Genomic DNA, 18,197 nt, shown 5'->3' on the forward strand with positions numbered 1-18,197 from the left:
GCTACGAAGAGAGTGCGTAGCCATGGCACAGTCTCAGTCTTTACGCAGCTTTCACATGTGCGGGTGTGGCCAATGTTCAAATATTGCCAATATGTTTGCATATCCTGAAACCTCCTTTAAAATATTTTGAAGAATTTCCTTCTTTACTTAGCAGGAATTTTTACATAGACAAGAAAGGAATTTCCGGTATATTGGGTAAAACCGGAGGCAAGACATGACAACAAAAAACAATTTTGCCATGGCGCTGGAGCGGGCTTTTGTGGAGCTCGTGGCGAACAGGGTGAAAGAACGCGGCTGGAAAAAGGGCGAGTTCGCGGCCAAGGCCTGGCCGGACGATACACCTAAAGCCGCAGCCGCCAGATGGACGGCCATGCGCAGTAAGGCGTCCAACACCGGAAAGCCGCAGGGCGTTCAGATATCGGATGCACAGCGTATGGCGGAAGTGTTAGAGGAAGATCTCAGCTACCTTCTTGCCGTGGCAAAAGAGCAGGCTAGGCAACAGGTAGAAGCATAACCTCTGTTCAAAGTAATTTTAAGCATAATTTTCTACATTTTCCTTCTTGGTTATGTGATTGATTAATGGATACTCCCAAGCAAATTACTGTCGCCGGTCAGGAGATCGACTTAGAAAAGGCAGTAGCCGACACGCTGGAAAAGCTCCTTGCGCCGGTGGCGGAAGCCATAGGCGAAATTGAGCTGATACGCCGGAAGGAATACTTGACGGAAAGGGAGGCTGCGCTGCTGTTTTCGTTGTCAGCGGCGACGCTGAAGACGCAAAGGAGCCGTGGGGTCGGGCCGCCATACATAAAAGCTGGTGGCAAGATACTTTACCAACGGGCTGATTTAAGAATTTTTTTATTAGCGCAGGCCATACACCAGATCGAAATATAAATTTTCAAGTAATGATGGCAACACGATGGATGTTTTGACTCCAGAACAGAGACATAAAAATATGTCGCGAATCCGCTCCAGTAATACGAAGCCTGAAAAAACAGTTCGCTCCCTTCTGCATAGACTCGGCTATCGCTTTAGGTTGAATGTGCGGAAGCTTCCTGGAACACCTGATATCGTCTTGCCAAAATATAAGACAGTAATTTTTGTTCATGGATGCTTCTGGCATAGGCATTCTGGATGTAAAGAAGCTTCTATACCAAAAACTAACACTGAAAAATGGATGAATAAGTTTTCAGAAAACATTCAGCGTGATAATCGGGCAGTTCAGGCGTTGGAGCAGGCTGGCTGGTCTGTGTTTGTTATCTGGGAATGTGAAATCAAAAATAAAGAACAGCTTGCCGCTCGTATTCAAGCTGCATTGCCTTCTCAGGAGAAGAGATCAAAATGATACCAGTAATTGACGTCTTTGCGGGGCCTGGCGGCCTTGCAGAAGGCTTTTCTTCTATTCAGGAGGCAACCGGAACGGTATTTGCTGTGCGCCTTTCAGTGGAGAAAGAAACCGAACCATTTCAAACGCTTCAGTTGCGTGCTTTTTATCGGCAATTTCAATATGGAGACGTGCCTGAGGAATACTATCAGTTTCTGCGTAAAGAGATTGTACTTGCAACGCTTATAGAAAAATATCCTGCCCAAATGAAGGCCGCTCGGGACGAAACATGGCAAGCAACTCTCGGACAATGCGATACAAATGAACTTGATTCGCGCATACAGGCTGCCCTCAGCGGAGAAAACAACTGGGTGCTGATAGGAGGGCCACCATGCCAAGCATACTCCACGGCAGGTATCGTGGGGAATAGAACAAAAGCAAATTATCAGCCTGAGCATGATGAGCGTTACACTTTATATCAGGAGTATATCCGGATAATAGCAAAGCACCAGCCTTCAATATTTGTCATGGAAAATGTGCCTGGCATGCTTTTCGCGAAGCTTGATGGTAAAAAAATTGTTGATGATGTCATCGACGGATTACGCAAGCCTGGAGAATTCGCTTACAGAAAATTTGGAATATGGCCTGATGCTCCAGGGTATAGACTAGCTTCATTAAGCACTGGGCTCAGTGCGTATGATGATAGTGCAGGCGTTTTTTTAGTGAACTGCGAAGAATATGGAATCCCCCAGTCCAGGCAGAGGGTGATCATTCTCGGTTTTCGTGAGGATTTGGATATTTCTTCCTTCAAACCGCCATCAGTAGCAGCAATAACATCAACGGGGTCTGTATTAAGTGATTTGCCCAAGCTCCGTAGCAAGCTATCAAAAGAGCCTGATGGGCTTGAGGAGTGGCGCACAGTTTTTGCAAATCTCGAAGATGCAGCTTGGGTGGAGAATGCTGGTGAATTGCACGGGAAAAAGCTTCGTGAAAGCATAACGCAAGTTGCGAGAATTTTGTGCCAGAAATCACCCAAGGCTTATGGAGAAGACTTCAGCAAATGCGCCGGAAAGGCATCGTGGAATGCAGACTGGTATTTTGATCCAAAGTTAGGAGGCGTTCTTCACCATGAGGCGCGTCCGCACATCAGAATGGATTTACATCGTTATTTATTCTGCGCGTGTTTTTTAAAAGTAAAAGGCAAGTCTCCGAAACTACCGGATTTCCCTGAAGACCTTCTGCCTAAGCATCAAAATGCAACCTCAGGTGACTTCAAAGACCGATTTAGAGCTGTGCCTTCCGGCAAGCCTTCACATACGATTATTTCTCATCTGGCAAAGGATGGCCATGCCTTCATTCATTATGACCCCAAACAGTGCAGGAGCATCACTCCGCGCGAAGCTGCCAGAATACAAACGTTCCCGGATAATTATTATTTTTTTGGAGGAAGAGCTTCGCAGTTCCGGCAGATTGGCAATGCTGTACCGCCATGGCTTGCGCACATTATCGCTAAAAGTATACTCCCTATTTTTCAAAAACTGAAATGACGCCAGGGCGTGATGCATATGCGGAGAATCTTACTGAAATTGAATTCAAAAGTTGTTCTCTTGCCCTAAATAGCGGAGAAAAATAGGTTCTATTTTCTATTAAGTGCTGGGGGAGTCCTACCGGATATTTATAGGAAACAATCAGAATGTAGTTTTTATCTCCAAAGTGAATTTTTAAGCCTTCGCCTTCATGATAAAATGATTCTGCGCTCGTAATTTGATTGGCAGACCCTTCAGGTACAAGGGCTGCTAGCAATCCTAAGCGGACACCAATATTGTTTTGCGCGTGATCACAGGCAGCAGAGCATTCAAGCATACCGATTTTACAAGTCGAGATAATTTCATTTGCCCTCGCTGCTTGTCCGTTAGCAGTTAGGTTTTTTATTTTCCCTTTATCAAAAAAATGGCGCTGTAATGCTTCTCGATTTTCACCTAAGTAGCTTGATAGAAAGGTGTTTTCTGGAGTATCGTTGAGTTCAAGAAATAACCCTCGATGAGAAAAAGTTCCTTCTAGCTTGTCTATCAATAGGTATGAATTCAATTTGCAGACAACAGGAGCTTCTAGCTTTCCAGCACCCTTCTCGTTAAAAACAGACTGCCATGTTTGGCAGCAAGCGGAATCTGTCGGAATTGATAAAAATTTATCTTCTAGCAAAGGCAAAAGGCCTGCATCTATTGCAGCAGAGGGGTCTTCATCCGTATGCTTGCCGCAGGCCGCAGTTCCTATAGAATGAAAAATTTTTGAAATTCTATCCTTGGGGTAGAGAGGCTTTGAGATCACTGGAGCAGATGCATCTGGAGGCATTGCTTCAACTTCTTTTTGCAGTTTGGCGAGTAGGGACGAAACAGTGCTACTATCAACAGGTTCTTTTAGCTCAAATAAATTCTGCGTCACAGTTGAGGCCGCTGTGGCTGTGCGACTTTCCCATGCCATCATTGCAAAGACTTGAGGGTACTGCGCGACAATTTGGGAAATATGCTCTCCAAGAGCTTGGAAATCATACTCGCCCTCAACTCCACCAACCAAAAATTTTTCTTTATGAAGAACTGCAATACCAACGGGAAGCACAACTTCTGGCGTGCGCTCAAAGGCTGTTTTGAGAACATTATCCAAATTCGCTTTAAAATCTGACCAGACAATTAATATGTAAGGCCCTCTTAACCGTAACTCTCTTAAGACTGTGCTGATATGAGTTGCCTGATCAGAAGAGCCCCGAGTTGGAGCCCTTTCAAGATTTAAATCGAGAAAGACCAATCGGGCGGTGGGCAACTCATTTATAGTTGAATTTTGCAGGCCCGTCAGAGCATCATACCTCAAAGGAACACAGGCTAGCCCAGCAGATTGAAGTCCCCACAAGATCGCATACAAATCTTCTTCTTTATCATCAACAACAATGCTTAATGTTTTAAATAAATCAAGCCCGCTGAAGTGCACGTGAAGAGGTTGTTCTATCGATGTACTCATTTGCGCCCCCGTCTGAATCTTAGGCCTATTGCTGCTCCGGATAATGAGTTTTCAATATCAAGATCATCAATATCTTGAATTATATGAAGATCTCCACCTTGAGTCTCCATCACCATTCGGGCAAAATATAATCCCAAGCCCATTCCTCCTGCTCTGGTTGAAACAAACGGACGTACCGCCATATCAGGTTCAATACTGAACCCTGGGCCGTTATCTAGAACAAAGACAGCTGGGCCTTCCACAGCCCAATCTGTGACCGTTCTGATCGCTATTGCTGGAGTATACTTGTTATCTTTTTCTTCTTTTGTCCGACGAGTCCAGTAGATGGCATTATCTATCAGGTTCGTTATTGCTGAAAGGTAGTAATTTAATGATCCGGAAATGTTAAAATCAGGATCTTCATCTGTCAGGACAGGGCAACTCACAATGATATTATGTGCTTCAAATCTACCATGATTCAGGTCAATAACTCTCTGCAAAAATTGTTTTGCGCTGATTACTCTAGGTTTTTCCTTGCGAAATAGCTCTGCAAACCCACTTAAAAGGCTTGCAAGATGGTTTGCTCGTTTTTTTAGTGTAGGCAAATCTTCATTTCTGTTGATTCCTTCTACAATTGACTTGATTCCTCTCTCAGCCTCATGGAAGAGAACTGCTATGTTCAAGCCCGCACCTGCGCCAATAGCTGCTTCCTGGAGGGTACTATATTCCTTCGCAATCGTATTTAACTTTGGGGTAAGCTCTTTTACCAGCTTATGCTTTTCACTCAATTTGCGGAGATCTTCAACTGCCTGTTCAAACCGTGCAGAAGGTTCTGTTACCTGCTTATCTTTAGGTTTTAGCGCTTCATTTAATGCCTCTCGATCATCCTGGCGAGATCGGTTAAATAAATCTATAGCGCTATTTATAATTCTACGAAAATTTACAAAAGCCTGGTTTTCATCAAACCCTTCACGATTTGTTTTTTCTATTAGCCTGTTGCTTTTCTCAGCATCAAGCTCTATTGCTGCAATAACTGCGTTTGTCGCCAATTTGCGCCCAGGCTTGTTGACTCTCTCCACGTTTAAGCCTAACCAATCGTCGCCGGGTTCTCCGTAATTGTATACACGCATACCATCACGATAAACTCGAATCCCACCTTGCTCGTTCAGAAAATCTCCGACAAGTTTCGGCTCCCCGCCTTGACGTTTGAGAACTTCTCTAGTCCGGTCATAGACATAGAAATTTCCTGAGATTGGTCCTATCCCATGTAAGATATCAGAGTTTACCAATATAGGCCCTTTAGGCGGTCTCCCAGGAACCTCAAGAGTGGATTCATGTTCAAGGGGCTCGAGATCCAGTCTAGTGGGAGAATCATCTTCCCAATGATCTGCTACAAGCCTGCTATCTAGTGTACGGAAAGCTGATGGCGGCGAAAATCTATATCGCCACCAAAACCATCCGTCTTCATCCAACTGAAATTGGAATCTATATATAGCGCGGGATTTTATATCTTTTGCGGTAAGAAGGTCTTCCAGCCAGTTTTCGTGTCCTGGAACATCAAGCGTTGCTGTAAAAGCATCTTTACGTGTGGCAAATGGATTTACAAGGGTAGTTACAAGCCTATGAAGCTGTCTTATTTGACGCCTGTCCCATGTAGGGTCATTGCGCAAATTGGTAATCTGTATACTTGTTCCATGTTTCTTCCCTGTAAATAGCTTTGGATGCCTTGCCCTGACTCCAACTCGAACATCCTCAACAGAAGCCCCAGATCCAACCGCATCATCAAGCAGGTCGGATAAATCTATATTAACGACATATTCCACATCAGAGTCATCTTTACGCGTAATTAGCCGCAAAGAACTTCCCAGCTTAAATGCGGCAAGACGGCCAATTCCTTTCTCGCCAAGTGGGATGCGCTCAAATATGGGGGTTCGCCTATGCCCGCTTCCTCGCTTAAGCTGGCCTCCTAGCTGAAGCCATCCATTACGAATAGTATCAAGATCCATCCCGTTGCCGTTGTCGTTTACTCGGATAAACGGCTCATCAGCATATAAATCAAGAGTCACATGCGCAGACTTGGCATCGGCATCGTATGAATTTTTTACTAGCTCAAAAACTGCCAGGTGAAGGCTACCTATTAGTTCATCACCAACAAGGCGAAGCAGATGAACATTGGCTTTAAGGGGTTCAAAACTTTCTCTCGCGGAATCAATTCTCTCACGAATTTTATCCGCTTCCCTTTTTAACGCTCCCTGTGCATGAAAAAATTCATTCCAAATTTCTTTGTCCAACCGACCGACATTGCTAAATCCTTTTTTGCCTTCAGAATGTGCACTAGGATCTAGGCTGCGAAAGTTCGCTAGTTTAAAAATTATGCTTGAGCGCTCCCGCCCGGCATTTGAGGATTTACCAGACTCCGACATTGCCAGGTCGGCCAGCATTGATGCCAGGGCGATCACATCAGGATGTTTTACATCTGGAATATAGCCCTCGCCCTTGACATATAATTCAAGCGCTAGGATCAATTCCTCCCTGGTCCAAGCCGGTTTTGCTGGCATAGTGGCTCCTAATTTTTACTCAGAATCTCTTTATTGGCTGTAAAAACAGTAGCGCAAAGCGCATGTACACGCAACATGGGTATGATGATTTGCGAATACGTCCGCGTAGGTATCAAACGGAAAAGGGCTTGCGATATTAACCGTAAGCCCTTTTCCGTTTAAATTTAATAAATATTTTAGTCAGATACTATTTTAACTCGTAGTGGCATTCGATATAAATATTTACTCCACCCGCGCCCCAATCCGCTCAATAAACTCCACAATTTCCTCCGCCCGCCAGACGGTTGTGCGTGGGCCGAGCTTTACCGGCTTGGGGAAGCGGCCTGTTTTGCAGCCTTCCCACCAGGCGCTTTTGCTGATCGGGACGAGTTGCAGGACTTGGGGGAGTCGAAGGAAGCCCACTTTGGGAATGGTTGTCATGGTAGTCATTATTACACCTCCTGATAGGTCGTTGGTATTTGCTGGAAGTGTATCACGGCTTTTTTGGCGAGCCATTTTGGTTGCGGAAAAGTCTGGTCTGAAGCATTATTGGATGGCATTGCATTGTACTGTGTGGACAAATTTTTTGTTGACAGGGTTTTAAAAATCCTTGTTTTTAGGTCGGTTGCTGTTTCAAGGCACCTGATAAAGTCCACTATAACAAAAAAAGCGGCGTACCCTCGAAAGCAATGCGCCGCCTGGTTATGTTGCAATAGCGGTTATAGTTGGCCGTGGCCCTCATGCGTCTGGACGTAAGCCTTCAAGACCGCGTTCATGCGGCTCTGATAGCCGGAGCCGGTGGCGCGGAACCATTCCTGCACATCGGCGTCTATGCACAGCGTTATCTCCTGAGTCTCTTCCGTGGACTTGGAGGACTGCATGCGCCGGGCGGCTTCAAAGAAAGCCTCATCCAGCGGCAAATTGTCGGCATCTTCTTCGGCTGCAAGCGTAACTGCCGTGTCCGGCGCATCCTTTAGCCGCTGCCAGTCCGTCTTTGATTCTGCGGCCTGGACATCGCGCAAGGTCATATGGGTATGCGGCTTTTTGCTTGATGTGTTTTTCATAATTTTTCCTTTTACTTTTCCGCTTTCAGCTTGTCGAGGAAGTCTGCCCATTCCTGCATCATTTTAGTTCGTTGTGGCAGATACTCCGCATAGTTATACGCCGCCCGCACGTCGTTCCTTTCTCCGTGGGCGAGTTGGCGTTCGATCCAGTCCCGGTTGTAGCCGAGTTCATTGAGCAGCGTGGAGGCCAGCGAGCGGAAGCCGTGGGTGCACATCTCATCCTTGGTGTAGCCCATGCGGCGGATCGCGTTGAGCACTGTGGCGTCGGCCAGCGGGCGCGTTGCCGTGCGGATGGAGGGGAAGAGGAGTTTGCCGTTGCCGGAAAACTCTTGCAGCTCTTTCAGGATTGCCACCGCCTGCCTGGAGAGCGGCACGATGTGCATCTGCTTCATTTTCATGCGCGTGGCCGGGATGCGCCATTCGTTGGTCTCGAAATCGAATTCCGTCCATTCTGCGGCCCGAAGTTCGGTCGGGCGGACAAAGACCAGCGGAGCCAGCTTCAGAGCGCACACTATGGGAAAATAGCCCTCATAAGCGTCAATGTTGCGCAGAAGCTGAGCCACCTTTTTCGGCTCGGTAATGGCCGCTCTGTGCGTGACATTTCTGGGGCGTATCGCTCCGGAGAGGTCTGTGACCGGGTTACGTTTGGCCCGGCCTGTGATCACGGCAAAGCGGTAGATCTGCCCGATGATTTGCAGCAGGCGGCGGGCGGTTTCGTTCTGGCCTTTCTTCTCGATGGGTTGGATGACCTTCAAAATGTCCAGGGCTTCCATCCGGGCGATGTGTTCCTCGCCGATGACCGGAAAGATGTACTTCTCCATGCGGTACATGACCGTACCCCGGTGCTTTTCCGTAAAGTCGGTTGTCCGGGCCTCGAACCATTCCAGGGCGATATTCCGGAACATGTCCTTCACTTCCGAAATCTGCTCTTCTTTGGCAATTTTCCGCTTCGCGGCGGGGTCAATGCCGTCGGCCAGGAGCTGTTTGGCCTCCAAGCGCTTTTCACGGGCCTTTTGCAGGGTGACTACCGGGTATTCACCAAAGCTGAGCACTTTTTCTTTACGCTCAAAATAGTAGCTCATGCGCCAAAGTTTTTTGCCGGAGGCGGACAGGTAGAGGTACAGCCCTCCGCCGTCAGCAATTTTCATGGGCTTGCCAGCGTACTTCAAATTTTTGATCTGAAAATCGGTTAATGCCATGTCGGTTCTCCTTGAATTAGGGTGGATTTCAGGATACCCGATTGGACGATAATGCTTTTTATTTCAGAGCATTAAAAGAAAAACCGGGTATCGGATTGCTACCGCATTTCGATACCCGGAAAAATACCCGCAAAGCTCTTGGATTAGCCTGGATTTGGCTGGATTCGGCAAATGGCCCGAATCGCTAAAAAGCAAGAGCGGCAAGGTTTTTTGTACCTTGCCGCTCTTTATAAACCAAAAATTGGCGTCCCCAAGGGGGATTTGAACCCCTGTCGACGGCGTGAAAGAGCGAATTTGTACCGGATTGGCACCGTATCCCACTGAAATAACATGGGCCAAACTGGATAAAACAGGGTAAACCGTTTCCGAAACCGTTTCCGTTTTCTGCTATGGGTAGGTTGGTGGTATCCAAGAAGTCATCTGGTCAATCTCGAAAAATAGCCACCGACTGCATACGCTGTTCGCCAGCGCGGATATTTTGATGTGCGCCCGCGCCAGCTTCAAGACAGCGCCAGACCTGACACCACATGGCAGCTACAAAATGTGCGAAAAATTCTGGACACTACCTCTGATTGGATCTCTCCGAGGCGCGCCTGTTTGTACTGCCCGAAAAACTGCGCTTATAAACAGGCAATTGTCACGAGATGAACGCCCAACATGCCATTCATTTCATGGGAGGTGAAACCTCGAAGTTCTCCCAGATTCGATCTGAAATGTCGCGTCGTCGATGAACCCAGTCCCTCAAGAGACCTCCGAAAAGACCATGATGGCGACATTATTAGGATGCATCATGCGAATTCCAAAGCCGTATAGCCGAAGAAACGCTTATAGACCAGCGCAATGGCCCGTTACCGCATTCACACACAACACGGTACAGGTCGCGTGTACGGCCGATTGGCCGTGATGTTTCAATTTTTGTTGACAATTTACCGCACTTAATACACGGACGAATCACAATGGGCGAATTTTCTTTATCCATGAGGCGAGAATAATAGATGCAAGAAATCCAGTCAAAGATTGTTTCAAATAAATAGCAACATCTATAATAAAATTTGAACATACTATGCAGTCACGGTTCGCTTTGCACGTTTACGTCCTTTCTCTTCAAGCGTCTTCAGGCTAGTAAACCATGTCATCAATCTTGTTGAAATTTTATGTGCGGTAAAATGCTGGTTAAAAACCGCGCAGCCCCGCGACCTCATGGCGTTTCCACCATACACAAGCGCCCAAGCAATGCTGACCGCCCATCCTTGCCTGACGCCGTGAAGATGGCATGGCCCCAACCGAAGCCTGCGTCTCAACCAACCCACGCAAGGCCGATTGACACACAAAAGCGATGCAAGACGTGCTGCCCTATCAAGACCATATGGAGTTTTTAATGAATCAAGCCACTCTGCGCCGGGCTGTGCCGGATGATGCGCGTGAATGCATGCGCATCCGCGCTGCGCTTTTATGGCTTCTACCGACATCTGGGATGGCAAGAAACCGGACAGCGCGATGAGCACGGCGATGACATTCTGGAGTACCGCTTCGACTGGTAACACTTGTGCAGCCGACAGGATAACAGCACATCAACCGAGCGGGCATGCACCTTACGGCAAAGCGCTTGCAAAAAAGATTCGGCCGGCTCTTTCCGATGGAATTTCGGAAAAAGCCGGCCGCTGAGTATTTCTGTGGCCTTTTTGACCTGTCTGCCAACTGGCGGCAGACCATTTACCGGTCTTTTACATTAAGAACCGCGCCAAAGAGGCGGCGAAACTACCAGCTGTTGCCTTTGCTCTGCTCGTGGCCGACAATGCCGCCAGCCAAAGCACCCACGCCAGCGCCAGCAAGAGCGCCCCAACCGGCAGCGCCACCGGAAATGGCAGCTATGCCCGCACCGCCAAGCGCGCCAAGCGCGGCGCCGCTAGCAACACCCTGCTGGGTCTTGCTCATATTGGTGCAACCAACGCCACTGGTGAGCATGGCGGCCAACATGGCTATAATCAAAGCTTTTTTCATGGCTATTCTCCTGAATCCTGTTATCGTCCCGATGGCGGATGCCTTACTTCTTGGCAATGCGAGGGGCGATCAGTTCATACCAGATAACGCTCATTACCGGACGGTCAAGCTTGTCGGGGTTGGCAGCGTACCATTGATCCACCATATTGATGATTTCAGCACGGTTGACACCCTTGAAGGCATTCATCCAGCCCTTTTCAAAAGGCGAAAGGGTATAAGCGGGCTTTTTGCCGGATTTGGCTGCCTTTTCCGCCAGCTTGGCATTAACAAAGTACTCTACGGTGATGGCAGAGTCCACACCAAGCAGAAATGCAGCCTTATCGGACTCACTGGTCTTTTGCCACACATGTCCCGTAAGCTGTTCCACGGGATTATTTTTTGCGACATCGCCAACAGCGACTTCCGCAGCGCGAACGGGAGCGCAGGCCAGAACCAGAGCAAGAACCAGCCCAAGGCTCAAAACTGACTTTTTCACGCGAAGCTCCTTGCAGTTTACAGGCGAGGCGGTTTGGGCCGCCAGTAAAAACCTCGTACAGTACACGTACTGTAGTCATAAGCATGCCCGCATATCAAGTATTTTTCGACATCAGGCCCCGGTACTCTCGCCTATGACATTTTTGAAGCGGTTAAACAGATATTCGCCGTCATGAGGTCCTGCGGCGGCCTCCGGGTGATACTGCAGACTCATGACAGGCAGTGTTTTATGGCGCAGCCCTTCAAGGGTCTGGTCATTAAGATTGATGTGCGTTGCTTCCACATCTTCCACACCATCAAGAACCACATGAAAGCCGTGGTTTTGCGATGATATTTCAATGCGCCCGGTGGTCAGGTCCTTGACCGGGTGATTGCAGCCGTGATGCCCGAACTTGAGCTTTTCCGTCCGCGCGCCGAGGGCATGCCCGATGAGCTGATGTCCCAGGCAGATGCCCGTGACCGGCAATATCTGGATAAGCTCGTGCACCAGAGCGATTTCGCTGGTAAGCGTGGCCGGGTCGCCGGGGCCGTTGGACAGAAATACGCCCTTGGCTCCGCTGGCTTTTGCCCTGGCCGCGCTGAACCCCGGCGGTACGGCCAGGGGTTCAAAGCCCGCCTCGCAAAGACGGCGCAAGATATTCCACTTAATGCCGAAATCATACACCAGCAGGGGCAAGCCCGTGCCGCGCCATGCGTAGCTGCCGTCTTCGGCCACGGGAGCTTCCTGCACGGCATTGTCATACCAGGTATAAGGCTTTTCGGGGGCCACAAAAGGAACAAGGTTGCGTCCCTTCATGGCTGGCAGAGCCCGCGCGCGCTCCTGAAGAATCGCAGGATCTGTTTCCCTGGTGGAAATAATACCCCGCATGGCGCCGTTAATGCGCAGATGCCGCGTTAATGCGCGGGTATCAAGCCCTTCGATGCCGGGCTTTTCATAGCGCTTCATGAACTCCGGCAGAGACATGGTGGAGCGCCAGTTAGAAGGCTTTTTGCAGCATTCCTTGACCAGCAGGGCCGCGCAATGCACTCCGGCGGATTCCATATCTTCACGGCAAGTGCCGTAATTGCCAATAAGAGGATAGGTCATGCAGACCATTTGTCCATAATAGGAAGGGTCTGTAAGAATTTCCTGATATCCGGTCATCCCGGTGGTGAAGATTACCTCGCCGCCGGTTTCAAAGTCGCCGGTAAAGGACTTGCCTTCCAGCGTAAATCCGTCTTCCAGCACCAGTAATGCTTTCATAACTTACCCCCGCGCATCCCGCGCGTAGTATTCCTGCAAACTTTCCACGTGAATCTCGTCCCGGCGCGACCCTATGGCCGTAGCCGTGGCGCGTGCCGCTGCAATGGTGGTGCAGTACGGCACCTTGTAGTTCAGGGCCGCCTGACGGATCGCCTTGGAGTCTCTGGCGGTGTGTTTGCCGGAGGCGGTGTTCACCACCAGGGCGACCTCATGGTTGATGAGCAGATCCACAATATTGGGTCGCCCTTCGTAGACCTTGCGCACCTCTTCCACTTTCAGGCCGTGCTCGCGCAGGATCGCTGCCGTACCCTTGGTAGCCAGAAGCTCAAAGCCGAGTTTGGCGAACATTTCCGCCACTTCCGGCAGAAAGGGTTTGTCGCGGTCGTTGACGGAGAGAAAGAGCCTGCCGCCCTGCGGAGGAACCTGTCCTGCTCCGAGCTGGCTTTTAAGAAAAGCCTCGCCGAAGTTGGCCCCCATGCCCATGACTTCACCCGTGGAATGCATCTCAGGGCCAAGAATCACGTCCACGCCGGGAAAACGCTGAAAAGGCATGACGGCTTCTTTAACGCAGGTAAAGCCGCCCTTGCGCATGCTCCAGGGGTCCAGCTCATCGAGGTTTTTGCCCAACATGACCTGGGTAGCCAGATACGGCAGGGGTACGCCCGTGGCCTTGGACACAAAGGGCGCTGTGCGCGAAGCACGCGGGTTGACCTCAAGAATGTAGATGTCGTCGCCCTTGATGGCGAACTGTATATTCATCAGGCCGATGACCTTGAGTTCACGGGCAAGAGCTTCTGTCTGCGCGGCAATGAGAGCCACATGATCGTATGACAGGGAATAGGAAGGCAGCACGCAGGCCGAGTCGCCCGAATGGATGCCCGCCTCTTCTATATGTTCCATAATGCCCGCTACATAAACATCCTTGCCGTCGGATATGGCGTCCACGTCCACTTCCACGGCATGCTCGAGAAACTTGTCGATCAGGATGGGATGCTTGGGTTTTTCCGGAACCTGGGCATGAAAATAGGCGGTCAGTTCCGAAGCGTCATAGGCCACGGCCATGGCCCGCCCGCCAAGCACATAGCTCGGACGCACCACTATGGGGTAGGTAATGCGCTCGGCCACGGCAAGGGCGTCTTCAAGGCTCATGGCAGTGCCGTTGGGCGGCTGCCGCAGACCAAGCTTCCGGATAAGCGCCTGGAAGCGCTCGCGGTCTTCCGCACGGTCAATGGCGTCGGGGCTGGTGCCGAGAATGGGAACCCCGGCCCGCATAAGCGGCACGGCCAGGTTCAGCGGCGTCTGACCGCCGAACTGCACGATAACGCCGTCGGGCTTTTCCGCTTCTACAATGTTCATGACATCTTCAAAGGTCAGCGGCTCAAAATACAGCCTGTCCGAAGTGTCATAGTCCGTGGAAACGGTTTCGGGGTTAGAGTTGACCATTATTGCCATGACCCCGGCATCGCGCAGGGCAAAGGAGGCGTGGCAGCAGCAATAGTCAAACTCTATCCCCTGCCCGATACGGTTGGGGCCGCCGCCCAGAATCAGCACCTTGCGGCGGTCTTCCAGCTTGATTTCGTTGCCCTGCTCATACGTTGAATAGAAATAGGGCGTATAGGCTTCGAACTCTCCGGCGCAGGTATCCACCAGATAATAGGTGGGCAGGATGTTCATTTCCTTGCGCAGGCGGCGAATGTCCGTTTCCGGGCGCTTCCACATTTCCGCAAGCTGCCTGTCGGAAAAGCCGTATTCCTTGGCTTCGCGCAAAATGACGGCCAGATCTTCATTTCCGGCGGTCATGTCATTGGCAAGGCCAAAGTTGCGGATGCGCTGCTCCATGTTCACAATATCCTGCAACTGGCGCACAAACCAGGGATCAATGGCGGACACGGCAAAAATCTCTTCTTCCGTGATGCCCGCAAGCAGGGCCTGACGCAGTGCAAAAATGCGACGCGAGTTGGGCCGCTGCAATGATTCGAGGATGGTTTCGCGATCAGGAAGCTCGGCATTGAAGTTGAAACCAAGTCCCGTAGCGCCGATTTCCATGGAGCGCAGCCCTTTCTGCATGGCCTCCTTGAAGGTACGGCCGATGCTCATGGCTTCGCCCACGCTTTTCATGGCAGTGGTCAACTCATCTTTGGCGCCGGGGAATTTTTCAAAGGTAAAACGCGGAATTTTCACCACGCAGTAGTCAATGGCAGGTTCAAAACTCGCCACGGTTTCGCGGGTGATGTCGTTGCGCAGTTCGTCCAGCGTGTAGCCCACGGCCAGTTTGGCCGCGATCTTGGCAATGGGAAAACCCGTGGCCTTGGAGGCCAGCGCCGACGAACGCGACACGCGCGGGTTCATCTCAATGACCACAATCTCGCCGTTGGCGGGATTAAGGCCAAACTGCACGTTGCTGCCGCCTGTTTCCACGCCGATTTCACGCATGATGGCAATGGAGGCATCGCGGATCTGCTGGTATTCCGAGTCAGAAAGGGTCTGTACCGGGGCCACGGTGATGGAGTCGCCCGTATGCACCCCCATAGGATCGAGATTTTCAATGGAGCAGATGATAACGCAGTTGTCGTTGACGTCGCGCATCACTTCCATTTCGATCTCTTTCCAGCCGAGCACGCTCTGCTCGATCATCACCTCTGAAGTGGGGCTGGCGGCAAGGCCGTTGCCCGCCACCTCTTCCAGGTCGGCAAGATTATAGGCCACGCCGCCGCCTGTGCCGCCCAGGGTAAACGCCGGGCGGACAATAAGCGGAAACGGCAGCACATTGCCGAGCTGGCGCACTTCGTCCATGGTGCGGGCAATGCCGCTGGCGGGCATCTTGAGGCCGATTTTTTCCATGGCTTCGCGGAAAAGTTCACGGCTTTCGGCCTTTTCGATAACGTCGGCCTGCGCGCCTATAAGCTCAACGCCGTACTCCGCTAAAACGCCGCTCTTGGCAAGTCCAAGAGCGGCGTTCAATGCCGTCTGCCCGCCAAGAGTAGGCAAAAGTGCGTCGGGGCGTTCTTTCCGGATGACGGCGGCCAGAGTGTCGTGTTCAATAGGCTCCACATACGTGGCGTCCGCCAGTTGCGGGTCGGTCATGATGGTGGCGGGATTGGAGTTGACCAGCACCACTTCGTAACCCTCTTCTTTGAGGGCCTTGACGGCCTGTGAACCGGAGTAGTCAAACTCGCAGCCCTGGCCTATGATGATGGGTCCCGCGCCAATGACAAGAATTTTGTGTAAATCCGTACGCTTGGGCATTGGATATTCCTGCGGCTTTGGGGATCGTGAAGAAAAGCTGCGGTGCGTTGTCACCGCCTGCTCAAACTGCGGAATAGTACATGCACTTCGAGCCAAGGTCAACAATTTCTCCGGACAGTCCGGCAGCTTTCCTGTCGGCACTAAAGCCTTGCGCCCCGCCCCGATTTACGCAATACTTCTTCTCTTGAATCCATAAGGGGGCTTGATAATGCAAGACATAAAAAAAGTTGTCCTCGCCTACTCCGGCGGGCTTGATACATCAGTCATTCTGAAATGGCTTATTGAGACTTACAAATGCGAGGTCATCGCCGTCACCGCCGACCTGGGCCAGCCCGAAGACCTCTCAGGCGTGGAAGAAAAGGCACTCAAAACCGGCGCTTCCAAAGCCTATGTAGTCGATCTGCGCGAAAAAATGGCTAAAGACTTTGTCTTTCCCATGATGCGCGGCGCGGCCATCTACGAAGGCCGCTATCTGCTCGGCACTTCCATCGCCCGGCCCCTCATCGCCAAGGCCCTGGTGGACATCGCCCGCAAGGAAGGGGCCGACGCCATCGCCCACGGAGCTACCGGCAAGGGCAATGATCAGGTCCGCTTTGAATTCGCGGCCAGCGCCCTGGCCCCGGATCTCAAGGTCATCGCTCCCTGGCGCGAGTGGGAACTCATGTCCCGCACAGCCCTTACAGCTTTTGCCGAAAAGCACGGCATTCCCATCTCCAGTTCCGCCAAGCGCTACAGCATGGACGCCAACATGCTGCACACCAGCTTTGAAGGCAGCGAACTGGAAGATCCGGGCAATGCGCCGCACGAATCCTGCCATGAGCGCTGTGTTCCCGTGGAGCAGGCCCCGGATACGCCTGAAATTGTCACTGTGGACTTTGAGCGCGGCAATCCTGTGGCTGTCAACGGCAAGGCGCTCTCCCCCGCCGCGGTCATAACCACCCTGGCAGAGATCGCCGGGCGCAACGGCATCGGCCGTGACGACATGGTGGAAAATCGCTTTGTGGGCATGAAGTGCCGTGGGGTATACGAAAACCCCGCAGGAACCCTGCTTTACAAACTGCACCGCGATCTTGAAGGCATCTGCATGGATCGCGAACTGCTGGGCATTCGCGACATGCTGGCCGTGCGCTATTCCCAATGCGTTTATAATGGATTCTGGTATTCCCCCGAGCGCGAAGCCATGCAAGCCTTTATGGACAAGTCGCAGGAAGGCGTCACCGGCACGGTGCGCGCCAAACTTTACAAGGGCGGCGTATGGCCCCTGTCCCGCACGTCTCCCAACTCCCTTTTCTCTGAAGACCTGGCGACGTTTGAAGGCGGCGACTACGACCACAAGGACGCGGCGGGCTTCATATGCCTCAACAGTCTGCGCCTGCGCCTGCATGCTGCCGTCGCCGACAAGCTGAAAAAATAATACGGAACGCCGGATTGCATCCGGCTGCGGCAACCCGTGGGGCCACGCCTCCGGGTTGCCGGAGTTCTGAAAAACAGCTTTGCCGACAGAAATACGGCAACACCGCACGGGAAATACACAGGCAATCCCCTGCCCGTGCAGCGCGGATAAGGGCCGGTTTTCGTGCTCATCGGCAAAACGCCGGGCCAAAGACGCCCCTTTCTCTAACATATGATTTTTTCAAACGGATGCTGCCATGAAAACCAACCAGAGCTGGGGCGGGCGTTTTGCCGAAGGCCCCAAGGAAGCCGTGGCCCAGTATACAGACTCGCAGTCCTACGACAGAGCGCTTTACGCCCAGGATATCCGCGCCTCGCAGGCGCATGCCCGCATGTTGGGCCGTCAGGGCGTCATCACGCCCTCGGAAGCGCAACTGCTGGTTGAAGGGCTTGACCGTGTGCGCGAAGAAATCCGCTCCGGTAACTTTACCTGGAAGCCGGAGCTGGAAGACGTGCACATGAATATCGAGGCGCGGCTGACAGAAATTATGGGCAACGTGGGCAAAAAGCTGCACACGGGCCGCAGCCGCAACGATCAGGTTGGCTTGAGCTTTCGTCTTTTTGTGGCCGACAGGCTGGAAACGTGGCAGCAGCGCGCCGCAGCCCTGTGTGCCATTCTTGTGCAGCGCGCCACCGAGCACGCCGACGACATCCTGCCCGGCTGCACAC

Annotated in this window: 17 protein-coding genes; 8 read left to right on the forward strand and 9 right to left on the reverse strand. The window is 51.4% G+C overall.

Features of this window, described 5'->3' with window-relative positions:
* The first annotated feature begins 214 nt into the window (after nt 1-214).
* The 4 genes from V6C16_RS00715 (at nt 215) to V6C16_RS00730 (ending at nt 2,868) form a co-directional block, all read left to right on the forward strand.
* Complete coding sequence (locus tag V6C16_RS00715; RefSeq protein ID WP_333536273.1) at nt 215-514, forward strand: immunity protein; 300 nt, start codon at nt 215-217, stop codon at nt 512-514.
* Between the two features lie 65 nt (nt 515-579).
* On the forward strand, nt 580-891 hold the full coding sequence (locus V6C16_RS00720) for a helix-turn-helix domain-containing protein (protein WP_333536274.1): 312 nt from the start codon (nt 580-582) through the stop codon (nt 889-891).
* Between the two features lie 25 nt (nt 892-916).
* Complete coding sequence (locus V6C16_RS00725) at nt 917-1,342, forward strand: very short patch repair endonuclease (protein WP_333536275.1); 426 nt, start codon at nt 917-919, stop codon at nt 1,340-1,342.
* Nucleotides 1,339-2,868: a DNA cytosine methyltransferase gene (locus tag V6C16_RS00730; RefSeq protein ID WP_333536276.1), complete on the forward strand. Its 1,530-nt coding sequence runs from the start codon at nt 1,339-1,341 to the stop codon at nt 2,866-2,868. Before V6C16_RS00725 ends, V6C16_RS00730 begins: the two co-directional genes overlap by 4 nt.
* Here the strand turns inward: V6C16_RS00730 and V6C16_RS00735 are convergent.
* From V6C16_RS00735 to V6C16_RS00755, 5 genes are all read right to left on the reverse strand, one after another.
* Nucleotides 2,846-4,333, reverse strand: a complete 1,488-nt coding sequence (locus V6C16_RS00735) for a hypothetical protein (protein ID WP_333536278.1) — start codon at nt 4,331-4,333, stop codon at nt 2,846-2,848. The two genes, V6C16_RS00730 and V6C16_RS00735, sit on opposite strands and share 23 nt — an antisense overlap.
* Nucleotides 4,330-6,870, reverse strand: a complete 2,541-nt coding sequence (locus V6C16_RS00740) for an ATP-binding protein (protein ID WP_333536280.1) — start codon at nt 6,868-6,870, stop codon at nt 4,330-4,332. Before V6C16_RS00740 ends, V6C16_RS00735 begins: the two co-directional genes overlap by 4 nt.
* Before the next feature lie 222 nt (nt 6,871-7,092).
* The gene (locus V6C16_RS00745; RefSeq protein WP_009301762.1) at nt 7,093-7,299 is read right to left on the reverse strand and encodes a helix-turn-helix transcriptional regulator; all 207 of its coding nucleotides are present in this window, start codon (nt 7,297-7,299) and stop codon (nt 7,093-7,095) included.
* 269 nt (nt 7,300-7,568) lie between these two features.
* On the reverse strand, nt 7,569-7,913 hold the full coding sequence (locus tag V6C16_RS00750) for a BrnA antitoxin family protein (RefSeq protein WP_333536281.1): 345 nt from the start codon (nt 7,911-7,913) through the stop codon (nt 7,569-7,571).
* Between the two features lie 11 nt (nt 7,914-7,924).
* Nucleotides 7,925-9,112: a tyrosine-type recombinase/integrase gene (locus V6C16_RS00755; protein ID WP_333536282.1), complete on the reverse strand. Its 1,188-nt coding sequence runs from the start codon at nt 9,110-9,112 to the stop codon at nt 7,925-7,927.
* A gap of 41 nt (nt 9,113-9,153) precedes the next feature.
* Here V6C16_RS00755 and V6C16_RS00760 point away from each other — a divergent pair, with 41 nt between their 5' ends.
* Both V6C16_RS00760 and V6C16_RS00765 read left to right on the forward strand, forming a co-directional pair.
* Nucleotides 9,154-9,300, forward strand: a complete 147-nt coding sequence (locus V6C16_RS00760; RefSeq protein WP_333536283.1) for a hypothetical protein — start codon at nt 9,154-9,156, stop codon at nt 9,298-9,300.
* A 1,264-nt stretch (nt 9,301-10,564) separates the two neighbouring features.
* Nucleotides 10,565-10,777 (forward strand): hypothetical protein, encoded by a 213-nt coding sequence (locus V6C16_RS00765; protein WP_333536284.1) that lies wholly within the window; start codon nt 10,565-10,567, stop codon nt 10,775-10,777.
* 93 nt (nt 10,778-10,870) lie between these two features.
* Here V6C16_RS00765 and V6C16_RS00770 read toward each other — a convergent pair whose 3' ends face one another.
* The 4 genes from V6C16_RS00770 to carB form a co-directional block, all read right to left on the reverse strand.
* Nucleotides 10,871-11,113, reverse strand: a complete 243-nt coding sequence (locus V6C16_RS00770) for a cell envelope biogenesis protein OmpA (protein ID WP_333536285.1) — start codon at nt 11,111-11,113, stop codon at nt 10,871-10,873.
* A 43-nt stretch (nt 11,114-11,156) separates the two neighbouring features.
* Nucleotides 11,157-11,588 carry a hypothetical protein gene (locus tag V6C16_RS00775; RefSeq protein WP_333536286.1) on the reverse strand — a complete coding sequence of 144 codons (432 nt, stop codon included), beginning with the start codon at nt 11,586-11,588 and terminating at the stop codon, nt 11,157-11,159.
* A 111-nt stretch (nt 11,589-11,699) separates the two neighbouring features.
* Nucleotides 11,700-12,830: a glutamine-hydrolyzing carbamoyl-phosphate synthase small subunit gene (gene carA, locus V6C16_RS00780; protein ID WP_333536287.1), complete on the reverse strand. Its 1,131-nt coding sequence runs from the start codon at nt 12,828-12,830 to the stop codon at nt 11,700-11,702.
* Nucleotides 12,831-12,833: 3 nt separating this feature from the next.
* On the reverse strand, nt 12,834-16,076 hold the full coding sequence (gene carB, locus V6C16_RS00785) for a carbamoyl-phosphate synthase large subunit (protein WP_333542718.1): 3,243 nt from the start codon (nt 16,074-16,076) through the stop codon (nt 12,834-12,836).
* 208 nt (nt 16,077-16,284) lie between these two features.
* On the opposite strand from carB, the gene V6C16_RS00790 reads away from it, so the two are divergent.
* Both V6C16_RS00790 and V6C16_RS00795 read left to right on the forward strand, forming a co-directional pair.
* Entirely contained in the window at nt 16,285-17,490 is a 1,206-nt protein-coding gene (locus V6C16_RS00790; protein WP_333536616.1) for an argininosuccinate synthase, read from the forward strand.
* A gap of 235 nt (nt 17,491-17,725) precedes the next feature.
* On the forward strand, nt 17,726-18,197 hold a 472-nt coding region (locus V6C16_RS00795), incomplete at its 3' end, for a lyase family protein (RefSeq protein WP_333542719.1).

It is taken from the genome of Desulfovibrio sp. 1188_IL3213 (assembly GCF_036763145.1).
In the GTDB taxonomy this organism is placed as follows: Bacteria; Desulfobacterota; Desulfovibrionia; order Desulfovibrionales; family Desulfovibrionaceae; genus Desulfovibrio.